This is a genomic window from Hydrogenophaga taeniospiralis (assembly GCF_020510445.1).
GTDB lineage: Bacteria > Pseudomonadota > Gammaproteobacteria > Burkholderiales > Burkholderiaceae_C > Hydrogenophaga.
In genome coordinates, this window is sequence record NZ_JAHBAG010000001.1 from 3,752,505 (window position 1) to 3,770,472 (window position 17,968).

Here is a 17,968-nt window from a genome sequence, read left to right on the forward strand (position 1 = left end):
GCGATCAGCATGACCGCCACGGTACTCATCAGTACCAACACGGACACCCCACCGCACAAGCCATGACCGAGTTGATGGTCCGCCGCCTCTTGATCGACCTGGAGCAACCCGTGCAACGCCACTGGTGCAACGGCGACGCCTTCCTGAGCGCCTGGTTCAATGCCCTGTCGATGAGCTTTCCGGTCGGCGAGCAGTTCTTCATCGACTCGGTGCGCAACGGCTTCAAGGCGTTGCCCGCTGAACAGCAGGACCAGTGCAGAGACGAGGTGCAGGGGTTCATCGGGCAGGAAGCCACGCATCGCCGCATCCACGCGCTGTTCAATGCGCAGATTGAGAAGCACGGTCTGGTCAACGAATGGGAACCGCGGGCCCGTGAACGGCTGCGGCTGCTCGAAGGAACGGACCTGCGCCACGGTCTGGCCATCACCGCGGCGAACGAGCATTTCACCGCCCTGTTCGCCGAATGGATGCTGTCTCACGCGCGCTTGCTCGACGGCTGCGAGCCCCGGCTCCAGGCCCTCTGGCTGTGGCACAGCGCCGAAGAAGCCGAGCACAAATGCACCGCGTTCGATCTGTACCAGGCCCTCGGCGGCGGCCATGCCTGGCGCGTGAAGTGGATGCGCCGGGTGACCTGGATCTTTCTCTCCGACACCTTGCGCCAGACGGTCAACAACCTGCGGCACGACGGCACGCTCTGGCGCTGGAGCACCTGGCGCAGCGCCGCGCACCACCTGCTCGGTCGCGAGGGACTTCTGCGCCTGAGCTACCGCCCCTGGCGCGCGTACTTCCGGCCGGACTTCCACCCGGCACAACAATCGAGCGATCTGTCGGCCCGCTGGCTGCGCGAGAACGCCCGCCTGTTCACCCCGGTGAGCGCGCCGTGATCCGGCCACGCCGGGCACCTGCGCTGGCCCAGGGAGATCGGAAACCCATTTTTAGACCCCTGTGGCACCGGGTCCGTCCGTGCGGACAGATGGGTCCTCGCCCATAATCAAGGGCATGTCCGAACGCGTCATTCCCCTGGTCGATCAGCGCAGCGCCACGCGGCTGGCGGCCGTCCCCTTGGCACCCATCGCCGCCACCGGCCTGCTGGGCGATGCGCTGGGCCGTCCGCTGCGCGACCTGCGCATCAGCGTGACCGACCGCTGCAACTTCCGCTGCAGCTACTGCATGCCCAAGGACGTGTTCGACAAGGACTACCCCTATCTGCCGCACAGCGCGCTGCTGAGTTTCGAGGAAATCACGCGCGTCGCGCGCCAGTTCGTGGCCCACGGCGTGCAGAAGATCCGGCTCACGGGCGGCGAACCGCTGCTGCGCAAGAACATCGAAGTCCTGATCGAACAGCTCGCCGCGTTGCGCACGGTGGAGGGCCGGCCGCTGGACATCACGCTGACCACCAACGGCTCCCTGCTGGAGCGCAAGGCCGCTTCGCTCAAGGCCGCCGGCCTGCAGCGGGTCACGGTCAGCCTCGATGGCCTGGACGACGCCATCTTCCGCGCCATGAACGACGTCGACTTTCCCGTGGCCGACGTGCTGCGTGGCATCGACGCCGCGCAGGCCGCGGGTCTGGGCCCGATCAAGGTCAACATGGTGGTCAAGCGCGGCACCAATCACCACCAGATCCTGCCCATGGCGCGCCATTTCAAGGGCACAGGCATCGTGCTGCGGTTCATCGAATACATGGACGTGGGGGCCACCAACGGCTGGCGCATGGACGAGGTGCTGCCCAGCGCCGATGTGGTGCGGCTGATCCAGAGCGAACTGCCCCTGGTGCAGCTCGATCCCTCGGCGCCCGGTGAAACCGCCGAGCGCTGGGGCTATGCCGACGCCAACGGCCAGCACGACGTGCAGGCGGGGGAGATTGGCGTCATCAGCAGCGTCACCCAGGCGTTCTGCCACGACTGCAACCGTGCCCGCCTGTCCACCGAGGGCAAGCTCTACCTGTGCCTGTTCGCCAGCCAGGGCCACGACCTGCGCCCGCTGGTGCGCGGCAACGCCAGCGACGAAGAGCTCGCCAGCGCCATCGCCGCCATCTGGCAGGGCCGCAGCGACCGCTATTCCGAGCTGCGCGCCAGCCTGCCGCCGGACGCGTCCACGGGAACCCGACGCGTGGAGATGAGCTACATCGGTGGGTAGATGGCTCGCCCCCGGGCCGCCTTCGGCGTCACCCCCTCAAACGGGCGATGCGAGTGGCCCGGCAAAGCCGGTTCCACCGCATCCCTGGTTTCAGTCACATCGCCCCGGAAACATCCTTCGCGCGACCCACTCGCACATGCTTCTACTTCGCAAGGTCCATCTTGATCCAAGCTTCTGAAATCACCGCCCTTGTGCTCGCCGGCGGCCGCGGCTCCCGCATGGGCGGCGTGGACAAGGGCCTGCAGAACTTCAACGGCACGCCTCTGGCGTTGCAGGCCTTGCTGCGGCTGCAGATGCAGCAGGGTGGGCTGATCGGTGATCTGATGGTCAACGCCAACCGCAATCTCTCGGCCTATGAGGCCTTCGGCTCGCCGGTCTGGCCCGACACGCTGAGCGACTACGCCGGGCCGCTGGCCGGTTTCCTGACGGGGCTGGAGCGCTGTGAAACACCGTACCTGCTGACCGTGCCTTGCGACTCGCCGCTGTTCCCGCTTGATCTGGCGCAGCGCCTGGCCCAGGCCTTCGACGACGACAGCACTGAGATCGCCATGGCCGCGGCGCGCGAAGACGACGGGCAGCTCCGCACCCAGCCGGTGTTCTGCCTGATGCGGGTGCAACTGCTCGAAAGCCTGGTGGCCTTCACGCAGGCGGGCGGCCGCAAGATCGACCGCTGGACCGACCAGCACCGCACGGTGGTGGTGCCGTTCGACCGGCCCGGCGACGACCCCAAGGCCTTCTTCAACACCAACACGCTGGCCGAGCTGCACGCGCTGGAAAAACCCTGATTCCGACGGGCCATGAAAACCATTGAACAGATCGCCGCCGAGCTGCAGGGCTACGACCCGCAGGCCCTGAGCGCGGCCGACGTCAACCAGTTCCTGGCGCGCCTGGTCGAGCCGGTGACCGAAACCGAAGACGTGGGCGTGTTCGACGCCCTGGGTCGGGTGCTGGCGCAAGACGTGGTCTCGCCCATCAGCGTGCCGCCGCACGACAACTCGGCCATGGATGGCTTCGCGTTCGACGGCACCCAGCTGGGAGCCGGGCAGGCCCTGAGCCTGCGCGTGGCCGGCACGGCCTTCGCCGGCAAGGGCTGGAGCGGCACGGTTGCCGCGGGCGAGTGCCTGAAGATCATGACCGGCGCCATCATGCCCGCCGGGCTGGACACGGTGGTGCCGCTGGAGTTCGTGACGCTCGACGGCGACTGCGTGCACATCCCGGCCGGTGTGGTGAAGGCCGGCGACAACCGCCGCTTCGCGGGCGAAGACCTGATGGCGGGCCAGCCCGCGCTGCGCCGTGGCCAGACCCTGGGCCCGGCCGCGCTGGGCCTGATCGCCAGCCTGGGCCTGCCCGCCGTGCCGGTGTTTCGCCGCGTCAAGGTGGCCTATTTCTCCACCGGCGACGAAATCCTGAGCCTGGGCGAAGCGCCGCGTGAGGGCGCGGTGTACGACAGCAACCGCTACACGGTGTTCGGCCTGCTCACGCGCCTGGGGGTCGAGGTGATCGACATGGGTGTCGTGGGCGATCAGCCGGCGCTGCTCGAAGCCGCGTTCCGCCAGGCGGCGACCCAGGCCGACGCCATCATCACCAGCGGCGGCGTGAGCATGGGCGAAGCCGACCACACCAAGGCCATGATGAAGCAGTTGGGTGACGTGGCTTTCTGGCGCATCGCGATGCGCCCGGGCCGACCGATGGCGGTGGGCCGCATTGTTGTCCCCCACGCTCCACCGCTGCGCGGGTCGCTGCCCCCCGAGGGGGCTGAGCCCGGCTTGGGACGGCCCGGCGCCGAGCTCTCTGAGAACGGAAAGTCTGCTGTCCTGTTCGGTCTGCCCGGCAACCCGGTGGCCGTGATGGTCACCTACCTGGCCTTCGTGCGCCCTGCCCTGCAGCGCATGATGGGCAGCACCGGGGCCGAACCCGTGTTGCTCAAGGCCCACAGCCTGGAGCCCCTGCGCAAGAAACCCGGCCGCACCGAATACCAGCGTGGCATCGTCGCGCGCTCGGCCGACGGCCGCCTGACCGTGCGCACCACCGGCAACCAGGGTTCGGGCGTGCTGCGCTCCATGGTGGAAGCCAATGGCCTGATCGTGCTGCACCACGGCCAGGGCAACGTGGCCGTGGGCGACGAGGTCGATGTGATGATGTTCGACGGCGTGGTCTGAGCCAGCGCCTTCCAAACAAGAAAGCCACCGTCTCCGGTGGCTTTCTTGTTGGTGTTTCGGGGCGCGCTATTTGGCGCTGAGCAGATCCGTGCCCTGCGCCGCGGCCGTCGGCAGCACACGCGAACCGTGCTTCTTGCGCGCCAGCAGCGTGTACATGGTCGGCACCACGAAGATGGTGAGCAGGGTGCCCAGGCTCATGCCGCCCACGATCACCCAGCCGATCTGCTGGCGGCTCTCGGCCCCGGCCCCGGTGGCCAGCGCCAGCGGCAGGGCACCGAGCACCATGGCGCCGGTGGTCATGAGGATGGGGCGCAGGCGCAACGCGGCCGACTGCTTCACGGCGTCGAGGATGCCCAGGCCCTGTTCACGCAGCTGATTGGCGAACTCCACGATCAGGATGCCGTGTTTCGTGATCAGCCCCACCAGGGTGATGAGCCCGATCTGGCTGAACACGTTGAGCGTGCCGCCGCTGAGCTTGAGCGCCAGCAGCGCGCCCAACATGGACAGGGGCACGCTGAGCATGATGATCAGCGGGTCGATGAAGCTCTCGAACTGCGCGGCCAGCACCAGGTAGATGAACAGCAGCGAGAGCACGAACACGATGGCCAGCGAGCCCGATGAGTTGCGGAACTCGCGGCTCTGGCCGTTGAGGTTGGTGGTGTAGCCCGGCGGCAGGATCTCGCGCGCCGTGGCATCCATGAACTGGAGCGCATCGCCCAGCGCGAGATCGGGCGAGAGGTTGGCCGTGATGGAGGCGCTGCGGCGCTGGCCGAAGTGGTTGAGTTCGCGCGGCACCACCACCTCGCGGATCTTCACCAGCGAGGCCAGCGGAATCATGGCGTTGTCCCGGCCGCGCACGAACAGGCGGTCGATGTCGTCGGGCGTGCTGCGCTGCGCGCTGTCGGTCTGCACCACCACGTCGTACTGTTCGCCCTCACGTTTGTAGCGCGTCACGGTGCGCCCGCCGAGCAGGGTCTCCACGGTGCGCGCGATGGCATCCACGCTCACGCCCATGTCGGCCGCGCGCTCGCGGTCCACGTCCATGCGGATTTCGGGTTTGTTGAGCCGCAGGTCGGTGTCCACCTGCACGAAGCCGGGATTCTTGGCCAGCGCGTCCTGGAACTCGCGCACCACGCGGGCGAGGTTGTCGTAGCTGTCGGAGGTAACGATCACGTAGTTGATCGGCCGCTCGCGAAAACCCTGGCCCAGAGAAGGCGGCGTGATCGGGAAGGCGCTGATGCCGGGCAGGGCCGCCAGGCGCGGCGCGATCTCGCGCGCGATCTCCTGCGTGGTGCGGCTGCGCTCTTCCCAGGGCTTGGCGCGCAGGAACACGCTGCCCTGCGCGACCGTGGGACTGCCGATGTTGCTGAAGATGCGGTCGAACTCGGGATAGTCCTGGCCGATCCGTTCGATCGCTTCGGCGTAGCGGCGCGTGTAGGCCAGGGTGGCGCCGTCCGGCCCGTTGATGTTGGCCAGGATCACGCCCCGGTCTTCCAGCGGAGCGAGCTCCTGCTTGGTGGTCTGCAGCAGGGCCCAGCTGCCCAGGGCGCTGGCGACCATCACGCCCACCACCAGCCAGCGCGCCCGCAGCGCCAGCGCCAGCGCCGAGCTGTAGGCCCGGGTGGCGGCCACCAGCACGCGCTCCATGAAACCGTCAAAACGCGTGGGTCTGGGGTTGTGCCGCAACAGCTTGGAGCACAGCATGGGCGAGAGCGTGAGCGCCACGAAGCCCGAAACCACCACGGCCCCGGCCAGCGCCAGCGCGAACTCGGCGAACAAGCGCCCGGTGCGCCCGGGGGTGAAGGCCAGCGGCGCGTACACCGCGGCCAGCGTGAGCGTCATGGCGACCACCGCGAAGCCGATTTCCCGTGCACCCTTGATGGCGGCGTCGAACGGTTTCAAGCCCTCTTCGATGTGCCGGAAGATGTTCTCCAGCATCACGATGGAGTCGTCCACCACCAACCCGATGGCCAGCACCAGGGCCAGCAGCGTGAGGGTGTTGATGGAGAAGCCGAACAGCGCCATCAGGGCGAACGAGCCGATCAGGCTGACCGGAATGGTGATGAGCGGGATGATGGACGCGCGCAAGGTGCGCAGGAACACGAAGATCACCAGCGCCACCAGCACCACCGCCTCGGCGATGGTGAGGTAGACCGCCTTGATGGAACGGTCGATGAACACCGAGTTGTCGTTGGCGATGTCCACGTTCACGCCCGGTGGCAGGTCCTTCTTGACCTTTTCCAGCAGCTCGCGCACGCCGGCCGAGAGCTCCAGCGGGTTGGCGGTGGCCTGCCGGATCACGCCCAGCGAAATCGAGTCGCGGCCGTTCAGGCGCACCGAGGTGCGCTCGTCCTGCGGGCCTTGCAGGACACGCGCCACGTCGCCCAGCCGGATGGTCTGCCCGCTGACGTTGCGCAGGGCCACGTCGCGGAACTGCGCCGGGGTCTGCAGGTCGGTGGCCGCGGTCACGTTGAATTCGCGCAGCGTGCTTTCGATGCGCCCGGCCGGCACCTCCAGGTTGGAGCGCCGCAGCGCATCTTCCACGTCCTGCACGGTCAGGCTGTAGGCGGCCAGACGGTCCGGGTCGATCCAGACGCGCATCGCGTACTTGCGCTCGCCGTACACCCGCACGTCGGCAGCGCCGGGCGCGGTCTGCAGCACCGGCTTGGCCAGGCGGTTGGCGAAGTCGGAGAGCTGCAGCGAGTCGTGGGTGTCCGAACTCAGGGCCAGCCAGATCACCGGAAAGGCGTCGGCCTCGACCTTGGCGATCACCGGCTCGTCGATGCCCTGGGGCAGGCGCTGGCGCACACGGCTGACCTTGTCGCGCACGTCGGCCGCGGCCGAATCGGGGTCGCGCTCGAGCTTGAAGCGCACCGTGATCTGGCTGCGCTCCTGCCGGCTGATGGAAGTGATGATGTCCACCCCCTCGATGCCGGCGAGCGAGTCTTCCAGCGTCTTGCTGACCTGCGACTCCACCACCTCGCTGGAGGCCCCGGTGAACGTGGTGCTGACGGTGACGGTGGGCTCGTCGATCTTGGGGTACTCGCGCACCGTCAGGCCGTTGAACGCCACCCAGCCCACCAGCAGGATGAGCATGGACAGCACGGAGGCGAACACCGGCCGGCGGATGGATATTTCAGGCAATTGCATGCGGGCTGTTCCTGTGCAAAGGCGCCTGGCGCGTCAACTGGCGGCCGGCACCGGGCGGACGCCGGCGGGCGCGGGCGCCGGTGTGGCCGGTGCGGCATCCGGGCCGGCGGCCGGAGCCGTCTCACGGGGCCTCGCTTCAGGCGAACCCATCTCCACCACCCGCACGGCCGTGCCATCGCGCTGCAGCCGCTGCTGACCGGCCACGACCACCGTGTCACCCTCGCTCAGCCCGGTAACCACCTGCACCTGCGAGCCCTGGCGCACGCCCACCTGGACCTCGGTGCGGCGCGACACCAGCTTGAGCGCATCGCCCTCGCCTTCTTTCTCCAGGCGGAACACGAACTGTTTGCCGGCCTGCGGCACGATCGCCTCTTCGGGCACCACCAGCGCCTTGTCGTTCACCGAAAAAATCGTCAGCACGCGGGCAAACATGCCGGGGCGCAGATTGGCGTCGGGCGAAGGCGGCAGCAGCGCGCGCACGGCCACCGAGCGGCCGTTGGCGTCCAGCAGCGGGTCCACCGCTTGCACCCGGGCGGCGAAGGCCTTGCCAGGCAACGCGTCCAGCGTCACCTGCACGGTCTGGCCCGCAGCGATGCGGGTCTGGTAACGCTCGGGCAGGCGGAAATCCACCGTCAGGGCCGAGGTGTCTTCCAGGTTGACGAGGTCCGCGCCGTCCTTGACGTAGTCGCCCAGATCGATGCTGCGCAGACCCACCGTGCCATCGAACGGCGCGGTGATGCGCATGCGCTGCAGACGCGCCTGCGCCAGCGCCACCTGGGCCTCGGCCACCTGCAGGCTGGCCTGGCTCTCGTCCAGCACACGCTGCGCCACGAAGTTCTCGGCCACCAGTTCCTGGTTGCGTTTGAAATTGGCGCGCGCCATCGACAGCTGGGCCTGGGCCTGGCTGAGTTCGGCGCGCTGCAGCACGTCGTCGAGCTGCACCAGCAACTGACCGCGCCGCACGCGGGCGCCGTCGGCGAAGGCGATCTGGGCGACGCGCCCGCTGACCTCCGGACGCAGCGTCACGCTCTGGCGCGAACGCAGCGTGCCCACGGCCTGGGCGTCGTCCTGGATGCGCAGGGTCTTGACCTGCGCCACCTCGACCCCCGGCATGCCGGTGGCTCCCCCGGCACGGCCCGCGGGCGCGCCGGTCGATCCCTGGCGGGCACCGGTCGATGCCTGGTCCGCGCTTGTGGCGTTGGCCGAAGCCGGCGCCGCCCGGTGCTGGAACCACCAAGCGCCAGCGGACGCCAGCCCCAGGCCGGCAGCGGCCACCACCACATAAAGCGTCTTGTTTGCCATGGTTTGAAGCGTCTGGATCGGGGATTCGGCGCCAGCCTTGGCGCTGTTGCCAACAAAAAGTTGCAATGTATCAGTCAAGAGCGGCCATGGCCTGGGGAAGTTCAATCGCCCTGACCGACCGCAGGACACCGCGGGTTTCAGCCCGGCACGCCCCGGTTGGCCAGGGCGTCGGCACGCTCGTTGCCCGGGTCGCCCGCGTGGCCTTTGACCCAGTGCCACTCGATGTGGTGCACGCCGTCGTGCACCAGCGCATCGAGCTTTTGCCACAGGTCGGCGTTCTTCACCGGCTCTTTGGCTGCGGTCTTCCAGCCCTTGGCCTTCCAGCCGTGAATCCACTCGGTGATGCCTTTGCGCACGTACTGGCTGTCGAGGTACACCGACACCTTGCACGGCCGCTTGAGCGCGGCCAGGCCCTCGATCACGGCGGTGAGTTCCATGCGGTTGTTGGTGGTCACGCGCTCACCGCCCCAGAGTTCCTTTTCGTGTCCGCCAGCCTTGAGAAAAACGCCCCAGCCGCCTGGGCCGGGGTTGCCCTTGCAGGCGCCGTCGGTGTAGATCACCACATGGTTCAATCGATATGCTCCAGAGAAAAAACAGGACACCTCCCCGGCTGCGGCCCGTCCTGAGCCAGTCGAGGGGCGGTTGCGCGCCGGCCTTGGCCTGTGCGTCGTTTCACGCGTTGCGGGCCGAGCGGCCCTGCGCTCAGTGTCGGTGGGCCACCGACACCGGGGCCGCCGAACTGGCGCGCCGCGGTTTCCAGGCCGGCCCCAGCAGGCGCACGCCGCGCACCCGCTTGACCGCGACCACGAAATACACCGCGCCGAAAATGGGCCACCAGCGTGCGCCAGCGCGGTCCATCCAGGCCGTTCGCTGCAACCACTTTTCGGTTCGCACCGCGGGCCGGTAGCAGCCAAAGCGGTCCGACTCTACTTCAAAACTGAGCAGGCGCAGCCAGTCGCGCAGACGCCAGGGGCCGATGAACTCGCCCGCCTCGGGCAGGTACAGGCTCTCGGCGCCGAGCGCCGTCAGGCCCAGGCGGGACCCGAGCCGGCCGCGCCCCTGCCGCAGGCCCCACAGGCTGGCCGGATTCAGGCCCGAGATCACCACCCGGCCCTCGGGCACCAGCACCCGCTCAACCTCGCGCAGCACGTGGTGCGGGTCGGCACTGAGTTCCAGCGTGTGCGGAAGCACCACCAGGTCCAAGCAGGCGGCGGGAAACGGCAGCGCCGCGGCGTCGGTGATCAGGGCCACGCGCGACGGCCCCGGTGGCTGCGCAGCACCCCGATTCGGGGTCGATCCCCCCGTTCGGGAGGCGTCTTGCCCGCCGTTGAAGCTTCCTCCCGCCAGCAGCGCATCGGGCGCCACCAGTTCCTCGGGCAGCGCCAGCCAGCGGTGTGGCATGCGGTTGGCCCGCAGGGTGGCGAGCTCGGGCAGGCCCAATTGCAAGGCGTTGTATCCGAACAGGTCGGCCACGGCCAGATCGAACTGGGCCTGTTCCCAGCCCAGCACGTACTGTCCAGGTGCGGTGCGCAGCCAGTCGGTCATGCCATCGGTCGGCAGGCCCGGGGTGGTGTCGGGGTTCAATGCAAACGGTCTCCGGGTGGCACAGCGGGCAAGGGCAGCCCGCCGTCAAGCGGAGGCCATCGTAATCGGTCGCCCGGCCCACCGCCACCGGGCCCTTGGAGAGCTCCGCCCCGGGGGCTCATCCGCCGCGGTTGGCCGGCCTTCCTGACGGGCGGGCCAGGGCCGTCTGTCGGTTCGTTTTTGAAACACGGACAGACCAGCTCCTCTGCGATACTCTCGGGCCGCCAGCTGCCGTGGCCCGCAAGGGTGGCGCGGCCGGGCCGAAGGCCCGCGCATTGCGCTGGCGAACCGAACGATTTCCATGCAGTTACACCCCATTCCGGTCTTCACCGACAACTACATCTGGGTCTTGCACGATCAAGGTCGCGCACTGGTGGTCGACCCCGGAGAGGCCAGCCATGTGCGCCAGTGGCTGGAACATGAGGGTCTGGCGCTCGACACCATCCTGATCACCCACCACCACGCGGACCACACCGGTGGCGTGGCCGAGCTGCGGCAGGCCACCGGCGCACGGGTGATCGGCCCGGCCCGCGAACCCATGCCCGAACCTCTGCGGCGCGTGTCCGCGCACGATCGGGTCGAAGCCCTGGGTCTGGTGTTCGAGGTGCTGGAGGTCCCCGGCCACACCGCCGGGCACATCGCGTACCACTGCGCCGACGTGGACGGTGCGCCCCTGCTGTTCTGTGGCGACACGCTGTTTTCGGGTGGCTGCGGCCGCTTGTTCGAAGGCACGCCCGCGCAGATGCTGGACTCGCTGACCCGTCTGAGCGCCCTGCCCAACGACACCCGCGTCTGCTGCACCCACGAGTACACCCTGTCCAACCTGAAATTCGCGCAGGCGGTGGAACCGGGCAACGCCGCGCTGGCCGAGTACGCCGCGCATTGCCAGCAACAGCGCGCGCTGAACTTTCCCACGCTGCCCAGCTCCATCGGACTCGAGAAACGGATCAATCCGTTTCTGCGCACCCGCGAGACGGCCGTGCGGCGGGCCGCCATCGCCCACGCTCCCCACACACCCGACGACGACGTGAGCCTCTTCGCCACGCTTCGTGAATGGAAAAACGACTTCAGATGACCCTTGCCATGCCCACCGCTCCCGCTCACCTTCTTTCCGCAGCGTCGCTGAATGGCTCCGCTCGCATCGGTTCGCCGCGCCCGTCAGCGCAACCGGCGCGCCTCGGGTTCTTCACACTGGTGGCCTCTGTGTTGCTGTTCGCGGGTTGCGCTTCGGTTCCACCGGGCACCACATCCCCGGCCACCACGACTCCGGGCTCCACGGCCAGCACGGCCCCGCCGGCCCCCAGCGTGTTCCCCAACGCGCCCTTGAGCGAAATCGGCATCGCCAGCACCAACCTGCCCACCGTGGTCACCCTCGCGGCCCCCACCGACCTGTGGGACCGCATACGGCGCGGCTTCGCCATGAACGACCTGGACAACGAGCTGGTGCGCGACCGCGAGCAGTGGTACGCCACCCGGCCCGACTACATCCAGCGCATGACCGAGCGTTCCAGCCGCTACCTGTTCCACATCGTCGAAGAGATCGAGCGCCGCAACATGCCGATGGAGCTGGCGCTGTTGCCCTTCATTGAAAGCGCCTTCAACCCCCAAGCAGTTTCCAGTGCGCGCGCGGCCGGCATGTGGCAGTTCATGCCCGCCACCGGTGAATCGTTCGATCTCAAGCAGAACATCTTTCGCGACGACCGGCGCGACGTGCTGGCCTCCACCCGCGCCGCGCTCGACTACCTGCAGCAGCTGCACGGTCGCTTCGGCGACTGGCACCTGGCCCTGGCCGCCTACAACTGGGGTCAGGGCAATGTGAACCGCGCCATCACGCGCAACCAGCGCCTGGGCCAGCCGACCGGCTACCTCGACCTGAGCATGCCGATGGAAACCCGCATGTACGTGCCCAAGCTGCAGGCCGTGAAGAACATCCTGAGCCGGCCGGAGGCCTTCAACACCACCCTGCCCCTGATCGGCAACCACCCATTCTTTGACACCGTCACGCTGGAGCGCGACATGGACGTGGCCGTCATCGCCCAGCTCGCCGGGGTCAGCGAAAGGGATTTCCGCGCGCTCAACCCCTCGCTCAGCCGCCCGGTGGTGATGGCCGCGGGCACGCCCAACATCCTGCTGCCCTGGGACAACGCGGTGGTGTTCCTGCAGAACCTGCAGACCTTTGCGGGCCCGCTGGCCAGCTGGACCGCCTGGGTCGTGCCCACGACCATGACGGCCGCGCAGGCGGCCGCCCGGGTGGGCATGAGCGAATCCGAGCTGCGCGAAGTCAACAACATCCCGCCGCGCATGAAGGTGCGTGCCGGCTCCAGCCTGCTGGTGCCCCGCACCCAGGCGCGCAACGGCGACGTGCCCCTGCACGTGGCCGACAACGGGCACCTGAGCCTGCAACCCGAGGTGATGCTGCGACGCAGCACGGTGCGCGCGCGCAAAGGCGACACCCTGAGCCGGCTGGCCAGCCGCTACGGCGTGAGCGCGGTCAGCGTGGCCGGCTGGAACAGCCTGGCGATCAACGCGCGGCTCAAATCGGGCCAGCGCGTCACGCTGATGTTGCCGCAGCGCCCGGCGGTGGCCAGTTCGCGGAGCGCGAAAAAATCCGTCAAGGTCGCCACGCGGAAGAAAGCGGTCCAGAAAACCGGCACCCGCACCGCCAAGGCCCGCACATCGTCCAAACGCGCGGTCACCAAAGTGGCGGCCAGCAAGAAGAACTGAAACGACGGATGGGTGTGCGGCTCAGGCCTTGAACCGGGCCTTGGCCTTGCGCGCGAAATCGTTGGTGAAAGTGCGCGCGAGGTCCACCCGCTGCAACGGCGCCGAGGGGTCGAAATACGCCAGCATGCGCGCTGCGGTGGCTGGCCCATCCTCCGGCATCACACCGTCGGGCGCCCAGGCTTCACGCGCCCGGCTGAACGCGGCCAGATACAACGCCCGGTCACCCAGGAAATAGTGCTCCGGCACCGCCTTGATGATGTCGGACGGGCCTGCCGTCTGCAGCCACTTCAGGGCGTGCACCATCGCATTGGCCAGGGCCTGGCACTGGCGTGCGTTGCCAGCGAGAAAAGCACCCGGCGCGCTCAGACAGGCCGCCGGCAAGGTCCCGCCAAACACCTCGGCGCTGCCACGCACGGTGCGCGTGTCGGCCACCACCCGCAACTCGCCCCCCTGCTCCAGCTGCGTGATGACCGGGTCGGTGTAGCAGATCGCATCGATCGTTCCGGCACGAAACGCCGCCACCGCGGAAGTCGCACTGGGCAAGGGTGTGTACTGAACATCCTGCACGCCCAGCCCGGCGCGCGCCAGCACCAGACGCGCCACCCGGTGCGTGCCCGATCCGTGCGCCATGATGCCCAGCTTCTTGCCACGCAGGTCCCGCAACCCGCTGTAATGCCCCAGCGTCTGAAGAGAGACACCCAACACGATCTGGGGCGCACGCCCCTGCAGCACGAACGACTGGAACATCTGGCCACGGGCCTGCATGTTGATGATGCTGCTGTAAGGCCCTGAGAACACCTGCGCCGAGCCCAACAGCACCGCCTGCAGGGCCTGCCCGCGATCGGTGAACTCGCGCACCTGCACGTCCAGCCCTTCGCTGGCAAAGTAGCCCATGCGCTCGGCCACGGTCAGCGGCAGGTAGCAGAAAGCCGATTTGTCTTCCACCGCCACCACCACCCGGGCGCCGCCCGCGCGAGGCAAGGGAGCCGGTCCGGGCGCCTGAGCCCAGGTTGCGGGCGGCACCGTGCCCAGCAGCGCCGACGCGCACACCCGACACCACCCACGACGAGTCCACATGAAACATCCCTTCCTGCACTTGTACTCAAGCGACAGGCAAGGCTAAGCGAGGCCGGCCCCGACCGCATCGGGATCAATCCCGAGCGGGTTTCCACCGAGGGAAAACGCAAGCAAAAGTAACCGGTTGCCCCGCGGTTGCACGGACCCGGGGACGGTCAGAAAGACCCGGTGTTCAGACGAACAGAATGGCGATGTTCACCAGCAGCGCCAAGGTCCAGGTCATGCTGCGCGCCAGGGCCAGATCGGCCACGTACATCATGATGTAGATCAGCCGCAGCACCACGAACACGAAGGCCAGCAGGTCCAGGCGCACCTGCGGCGCCCCCATCTGGTGGGCAATGATCACCGCCCCCATGAACAACGGCAGTGCTTCGAAGCTGTTGGACTGCGCGGCGTTGGCCCGTGCGCGCCAGTCGGTCTGGCGCGCCAGCCAGGCGCGCGGGTTGTGGTTGTCATAGCCCCCTTCGCGCCGGGACTTGCCCAGCTTGCCCCACTTGGCCAGGTAGCCACACAGGAAAGGCAACAACGCCGTCACCAGGACAGCCCAATAAGCCAGGGTCAGGCCCGCAAATTTCATGAATGAAAGGTCTTTCTGTCACCCGGCGCGTGGTTCAGCGCCGGTCCACCAGGGCATGGGCGATGGTGCCCAGGTCCACATATTCGAGTTCACTGCCCACCGGCACGCCACGCGCCAACCGCGTGACGTTGACGCCCCGGGCCTTGAGCCCCTGCGCGATCACGTGCGCCGTGGTTTCCCCCTCGGCCGTGAAGTTGGTCGCCAGGATCACTTCGCGCACCTCGCGCTCAGCGCCGGCTTCGCCACCGGCGGGCGCGTCGACGCGGTCAAAGAGCTTCTGCAGGCCGATGTCGCGCGGGCCCACATCGTCCAGCGGGCTGAGCTTGCCCATGAGCACGAAGTACAAGCCTTTGTAGGCACCGGTGCGCTCCATGGCCGCCAGATCGGCCGGGTTCTCCACCACACACAGCTGGCTGTGGTCCCGCCGCGGGTCGCGGCAGGTGGCGCACACCTCGTCTTCGGTGAAGGTGTGGCAGAGCGCGCAATGGCGCACCTCGGCACAAGCGTTCTGCAGGGCCTGCGCCAGGTGCAGGGCGCCCCCGCGGTCGTGTTGCAGCAGGTGGTAGGCCATGCGCTGGGCGGACTTCACACCCACCCCCGGCAGGCGGCGCAACGCCTGAACGAGCAGTTCAAGGGGGTGGTTTTCGGCCATGGGAATTTTGTTTTTTGAATACCGGCCCGCGGCCGGTTCGACTGCGCTCAGAAGGGGAACTTCATCCCGCCGGGCAGGCCCGGCATGCCGGCCGTGAGCTTGCCCATCTTCTCGTTGGTGGTTTCTTCGGCCTTGCGCACCGCCGCATTGAAAGCCGCGGCCACGAGGTCTTCGAGCATGTCCTTGTCGTCGGCCAGCAGGCTGGGGTCGATGGTGACGCGCTTCACATCGTGCTTGCAGGTCATGAGCACCTTCACCAGCCCGGCGCCGGACTCGCCGGTGACTTCGATGAAGGCCAGTTCGTCCTGCGCCTTTTTCAGGTTGTCCTGCATGGCCTGGGCCTGCTTCATGAGGCCCGCGAGTTGTCCTTTGTTGAACATGGCTTTTTCCTTGGTTGGGGGGTCGATTGCGAAAGAAATGAGGGGTTCAGCGATCCGCCGCCAGGCCGCCGTTGGAGGGGTGGGCCCGGTCGGGAGACGGCGATCCGCGCAGCGGCGCGGTGTGGGTTTGCATGGCCGCCGTGGCCTTGAGTGTGCCGGGCACGATTCTGCCGCCAAAGTCGCGCATCATGCTCTGCACGAACGGGTCGTCCATGATGCGCTGTTCGGCCTCGCGCTGGCGGCGTGCGGCCTCGGCGGCCAGGCGCAACGAGGGAGAGTCCTGCACCGGCCCGATTTCCACCGCCAGCCGGACCTCGTGCCCCACGGTGCCCAGCGCCGTGGCCAGCCGCTCGCGGATGTTGCCCTGGTTGAGCGACTCGCGCTCCACCCGCAACACCCACTGGCCGCTGTCGCGTGCCACCAGCTGGGACTGCAAGCCGAGCTCGCGCACCAGCGCGGTCACCGCTTCGGCGCGCACCAGTTGCATCACGGTGTCGAACCAGAAATCGCCCTCGGGGCTGGGCACCACCTCGGGCACGGGGCGGGCCTCGCCCGGGTCGCGCCGCTGGTCCAGCCGCGGCGAGGGCCCCGGGTCGCGCACCGGAATCGCCACCACGCGGCGCGAGGTCTGCACGCCCTCTTCGGGTGGCGCGGGTTCCTCGTCAACCCAGGGTGGCAGATCTTCGTCTTCGGGCGCAGGGTCGGGCTCCGGCATCGGTGCACGCACGGAGGCAGCAGGTGCGGACGGCGGCACCGGCGCATCGGTTCGCGCGGCGGCGGTGGGCGCCGCCGCTGTCGGGGTTTGTGGTGGGTGGGCGGGCGCGGCCACCGGGGCCGCTGGCGCCTGCGGGGCTCGTGCGAGAGGCGCGGGAGCCGCCGGGGACGGGGTGTTTGGGGCCTCAACCCCTGTTTTCAGTGTTTTTTTTTCCGCCGGTGCGCGGGTTTCGGCGCTGGCGGGTTTGAACGCCAGCAGGCGCAGCAGCACCATGGTGAGCGCCGCGTACTCGTCCGGCGCCAGGCCCAGCTCGCCGCGGCCGTGCAGGCACAGGCTGTACAGCAGCTGGGTTTCGTCGGCGGGCAGATCGTCCGCCAGGCGCACGATCTCGGCCGCGTCCGGGTCGTCCAGATCCTGCGAGCCGGCACGTTCGGGCACCGCCTGCAGCACCGCCATGCGCTGCAGCACGCCGGTCATCTCTTCCAGCGTGGAGGCCGCGTTCAGGCCATCCACACGCAGGGTCTCAATGGTGTTCACCACGGTGGCGCCATCGCCCCGCGCCAGCGCATCGATCAGGCGCAACACATGCGAGCGGTCCACCGCGCCCAGCATCTGGCGCACCGTGGCCTCCTGCAACTGGCCGCCGCCAAAGGCGATGGCCTGGTCGGTCAGCGAGAGCGCGTCGCGCATGGAGCCGCGCGCGGCGCGCGAGATCAGGCGCAAAGCCTGCGCCTCGGCCGGCACGCTCTCGGACTGCAGCACCTGCCGCAGGTGTTCCAGCACCGTTTCAGGCGCCATGGGGCGCAGGTTGAACTGCAGGCAACGCGACAGCACCGTCACCGGCACCTTCTGGGGGTCGGTCGTGGCCAGCACGAACTTCAGGTACTCGGGCGGCTCCTCCAGCGTCTTGAGCATGGCGTTGAACGCGTGCCCGGTGAGCATGTGAACCTCGTCGATCATGAAGACCTTGAAGCGGCCCTGCACCGGCTTGTAGACCGCCTGCTCCAGCAGCGCCTGCACCTCGTCCACGCCCCGGTTGGACGCGGCATCGAGTTCGGTGTAGTCCACAAAACGGCCGGCGTCGATGTCGGTGCAGGCCTGGCACACGCCACAGGGTTCGGCGGTGATGCCGCCCTGCCCGTCGGCACCCAGGCAGTTGAGCGACTTGGCCAGGATGCGCGAGACGGTGGTCTTGCCCACGCCCCGGGTGCCGGTGAACAGGTAGGCGTGGTGCAGCCGCTGGGTGGTCAGTGCGTTGGACAGCGCCCGGACCACGTGCTCCTGCCCCACCATTTCGGTGAAATTGCGCGGGCGGTATTTGCGGGCCAGGACGACATAGGACATGGCTTCGATTCTAAGCGGCGCCCCCACCCCGGCAGACCCGCTCGCCATCGCCTACAATCGACCCCGACGGGCCTTCCCGCATGGTGAAGCGGCCAACCGGGTCAGGTGGGGAACCAAGCAGCCCTAACTGTGAATCCAGTGCCGGGGTCAAGGCTCGTCACCTTCCAT

The 17,968-nt window shown here is 68.3% G+C and carries 15 protein-coding genes and 1 other RNA gene; 7 read left to right on the top strand and 9 right to left on the bottom strand.

Going from position 1 to position 17,968, the window contains the following annotated elements; all coding sequences use genetic code 11:
* Nucleotides 1–62: 62 nt before the first annotated feature.
* The 4 genes from KIH07_RS18040 (at nucleotide 63) to KIH07_RS18055 (ending at nucleotide 4,295) form a co-directional block, all read left to right on the top strand.
* On the top strand, nucleotides 63–884 hold the full coding sequence (locus tag KIH07_RS18040; protein WP_226493287.1) for a metal-dependent hydrolase: 822 nt from the start codon (nucleotides 63–65) through the stop codon (nucleotides 882–884).
* 115 nt (nucleotides 885–999) lie between these two features.
* Nucleotides 1,000–2,136 (top strand): GTP 3',8-cyclase MoaA, encoded by a 1,137-nt coding sequence (gene moaA / locus KIH07_RS18045; RefSeq protein ID WP_226493288.1) that lies wholly within the window; start codon nucleotides 1,000–1,002, stop codon nucleotides 2,134–2,136.
* Nucleotides 2,137–2,297: 161 nt separating this feature from the next.
* Nucleotides 2,298–2,921 (top strand): molybdenum cofactor guanylyltransferase MobA, encoded by a 624-nt coding sequence (gene mobA / locus KIH07_RS18050; protein ID WP_226493289.1) that lies wholly within the window; start codon nucleotides 2,298–2,300, stop codon nucleotides 2,919–2,921.
* Between the two features lie 12 nt (nucleotides 2,922–2,933).
* A complete protein-coding gene (locus tag KIH07_RS18055; protein ID WP_226493290.1) occupies nucleotides 2,934–4,295 on the top strand; it encodes a molybdopterin molybdotransferase MoeA in 1,362 nt (453 codons plus the stop codon).
* Nucleotides 4,296–4,361: 66 nt separating this feature from the next.
* Here the strand turns inward: KIH07_RS18055 and KIH07_RS18060 are convergent, their stop codons facing one another.
* The 4 genes from KIH07_RS18060 to KIH07_RS18075 form a co-directional block, all read right to left on the bottom strand.
* Complete coding sequence (locus KIH07_RS18060; protein ID WP_226493291.1) at nucleotides 4,362–7,445, bottom strand: efflux RND transporter permease subunit; 3,084 nt, start codon at nucleotides 7,443–7,445, stop codon at nucleotides 4,362–4,364.
* 33 nt (nucleotides 7,446–7,478) lie between these two features.
* Complete coding sequence (locus KIH07_RS18065) at nucleotides 7,479–8,747, bottom strand: efflux RND transporter periplasmic adaptor subunit (RefSeq protein WP_226493292.1); 1,269 nt, start codon at nucleotides 8,745–8,747, stop codon at nucleotides 7,479–7,481.
* Between the two features lie 137 nt (nucleotides 8,748–8,884).
* Nucleotides 8,885–9,319: a ribonuclease HI gene (gene rnhA, locus KIH07_RS18070; RefSeq protein ID WP_226493293.1), complete on the bottom strand. Its 435-nt coding sequence runs from the start codon at nucleotides 9,317–9,319 to the stop codon at nucleotides 8,885–8,887.
* 130 nt (nucleotides 9,320–9,449) lie between these two features.
* Nucleotides 9,450–10,292: a class I SAM-dependent methyltransferase gene (locus KIH07_RS18075; protein ID WP_226494746.1), complete on the bottom strand. Its 843-nt coding sequence runs from the start codon at nucleotides 10,290–10,292 to the stop codon at nucleotides 9,450–9,452.
* A gap of 340 nt (nucleotides 10,293–10,632) precedes the next feature.
* Here KIH07_RS18075 and gloB point away from each other — a divergent pair, with 340 nt between their 5' ends.
* Together gloB and KIH07_RS18085 are read left to right on the top strand one after the other, a co-directional pair.
* A complete protein-coding gene (gene gloB, locus KIH07_RS18080) occupies nucleotides 10,633–11,406 on the top strand; it encodes a hydroxyacylglutathione hydrolase (protein WP_226493294.1) in 774 nt (257 codons plus the stop codon).
* Between the two features lie 8 nt (nucleotides 11,407–11,414).
* Complete coding sequence (locus KIH07_RS18085; protein WP_413465765.1) at nucleotides 11,415–13,055, top strand: transglycosylase SLT domain-containing protein; 1,641 nt, start codon at nucleotides 11,415–11,417, stop codon at nucleotides 13,053–13,055.
* A gap of 21 nt (nucleotides 13,056–13,076) precedes the next feature.
* Here the strand turns inward: KIH07_RS18085 and KIH07_RS18090 are convergent, their stop codons facing one another.
* The 5 genes from KIH07_RS18090 to dnaX all read right to left on the bottom strand — a co-directional run bounded on the left by KIH07_RS18090 (nucleotide 13,077) and on the right by dnaX (nucleotide 17,800).
* A complete protein-coding gene (locus KIH07_RS18090; protein ID WP_413465766.1) occupies nucleotides 13,077–14,132 on the bottom strand; it encodes an ABC transporter substrate-binding protein in 1,056 nt (351 codons plus the stop codon).
* A gap of 172 nt (nucleotides 14,133–14,304) precedes the next feature.
* Nucleotides 14,305–14,709, bottom strand: coding sequence for an MAPEG family protein (locus KIH07_RS18095; RefSeq protein WP_226493296.1), 405 nt, complete (start codon nucleotides 14,707–14,709; stop codon nucleotides 14,305–14,307).
* Between the two features lie 34 nt (nucleotides 14,710–14,743).
* Nucleotides 14,744–15,361: a recombination mediator RecR gene (gene recR, locus KIH07_RS18100; protein WP_226493297.1), complete on the bottom strand. Its 618-nt coding sequence runs from the start codon at nucleotides 15,359–15,361 to the stop codon at nucleotides 14,744–14,746.
* Between the two features lie 47 nt (nucleotides 15,362–15,408).
* On the bottom strand, nucleotides 15,409–15,741 hold the full coding sequence (locus KIH07_RS18105; RefSeq protein WP_068168561.1) for a YbaB/EbfC family nucleoid-associated protein: 333 nt from the start codon (nucleotides 15,739–15,741) through the stop codon (nucleotides 15,409–15,411).
* A gap of 46 nt (nucleotides 15,742–15,787) precedes the next feature.
* Nucleotides 15,788–17,800, bottom strand: a complete 2,013-nt coding sequence (gene dnaX / locus KIH07_RS18110) for a DNA polymerase III subunit gamma/tau (protein WP_226493298.1) — start codon at nucleotides 17,798–17,800, stop codon at nucleotides 15,788–15,790.
* Between the two features lie 65 nt (nucleotides 17,801–17,865).
* Between dnaX and ffs the strand changes: the two genes are divergently transcribed.
* Nucleotides 17,866–17,962, top strand: an RNA gene (gene ffs / locus KIH07_RS18115) — signal recognition particle sRNA small type.
* The last annotated feature ends 6 nt before the right edge of the window (nucleotides 17,963–17,968 follow it).

Bases quoted from the DNA above. Each gene is read 5' to 3' on its own strand.
- KIH07_RS18105 (WP_068168561.1), bottom strand. From the start codon at position 15,741: ATGTTCAACAAAGGACAACTCGCGGGCCTCATGAAGCAGGCCCAGGCC.
- KIH07_RS18085 (WP_413465765.1), top strand. From the start codon at position 11,415: ATGCCCACCGCTCCCGCTCACCTTCTTTCCGCAGCGTCGCTGAATGGC.
- KIH07_RS18075 (WP_226494746.1), bottom strand. From the start codon at position 10,292: ATGACCGACTGGCTGCGCACCGCACCTGGACAGTACGTGCTGGGCTGG.
- KIH07_RS18090 (WP_413465766.1), bottom strand. From the start codon at position 14,132: ATGTGGACTCGTCGTGGGTGGTGTCGGGTGTGCGCGTCGGCGCTGCTG.
- KIH07_RS18095 (WP_226493296.1), bottom strand. From the start codon at position 14,709: ATGAAATTTGCGGGCCTGACCCTGGCTTATTGGGCTGTCCTGGTGACG.
- KIH07_RS18040 (WP_226493287.1), top strand. From the start codon at position 63: ATGACCGAGTTGATGGTCCGCCGCCTCTTGATCGACCTGGAGCAACCC.
- KIH07_RS18065 (WP_226493292.1), bottom strand. From the start codon at position 8,747: ATGGCAAACAAGACGCTTTATGTGGTGGTGGCCGCTGCCGGCCTGGGG.
- gloB (WP_226493294.1), top strand. From the start codon at position 10,633: ATGCAGTTACACCCCATTCCGGTCTTCACCGACAACTACATCTGGGTC.
- recR (WP_226493297.1), bottom strand. From the start codon at position 15,361: ATGGCCGAAAACCACCCCCTTGAACTGCTCGTTCAGGCGTTGCGCCGC.
- KIH07_RS18055 (WP_226493290.1), top strand. From the start codon at position 2,934: ATGAAAACCATTGAACAGATCGCCGCCGAGCTGCAGGGCTACGACCCG.
- moaA (WP_226493288.1), top strand. From the start codon at position 1,000: ATGTCCGAACGCGTCATTCCCCTGGTCGATCAGCGCAGCGCCACGCGG.
- dnaX (WP_226493298.1), bottom strand. From the start codon at position 17,800: ATGTCCTATGTCGTCCTGGCCCGCAAATACCGCCCGCGCAATTTCACC.
- KIH07_RS18060 (WP_226493291.1), bottom strand. From the start codon at position 7,445: ATGCAATTGCCTGAAATATCCATCCGCCGGCCGGTGTTCGCCTCCGTG.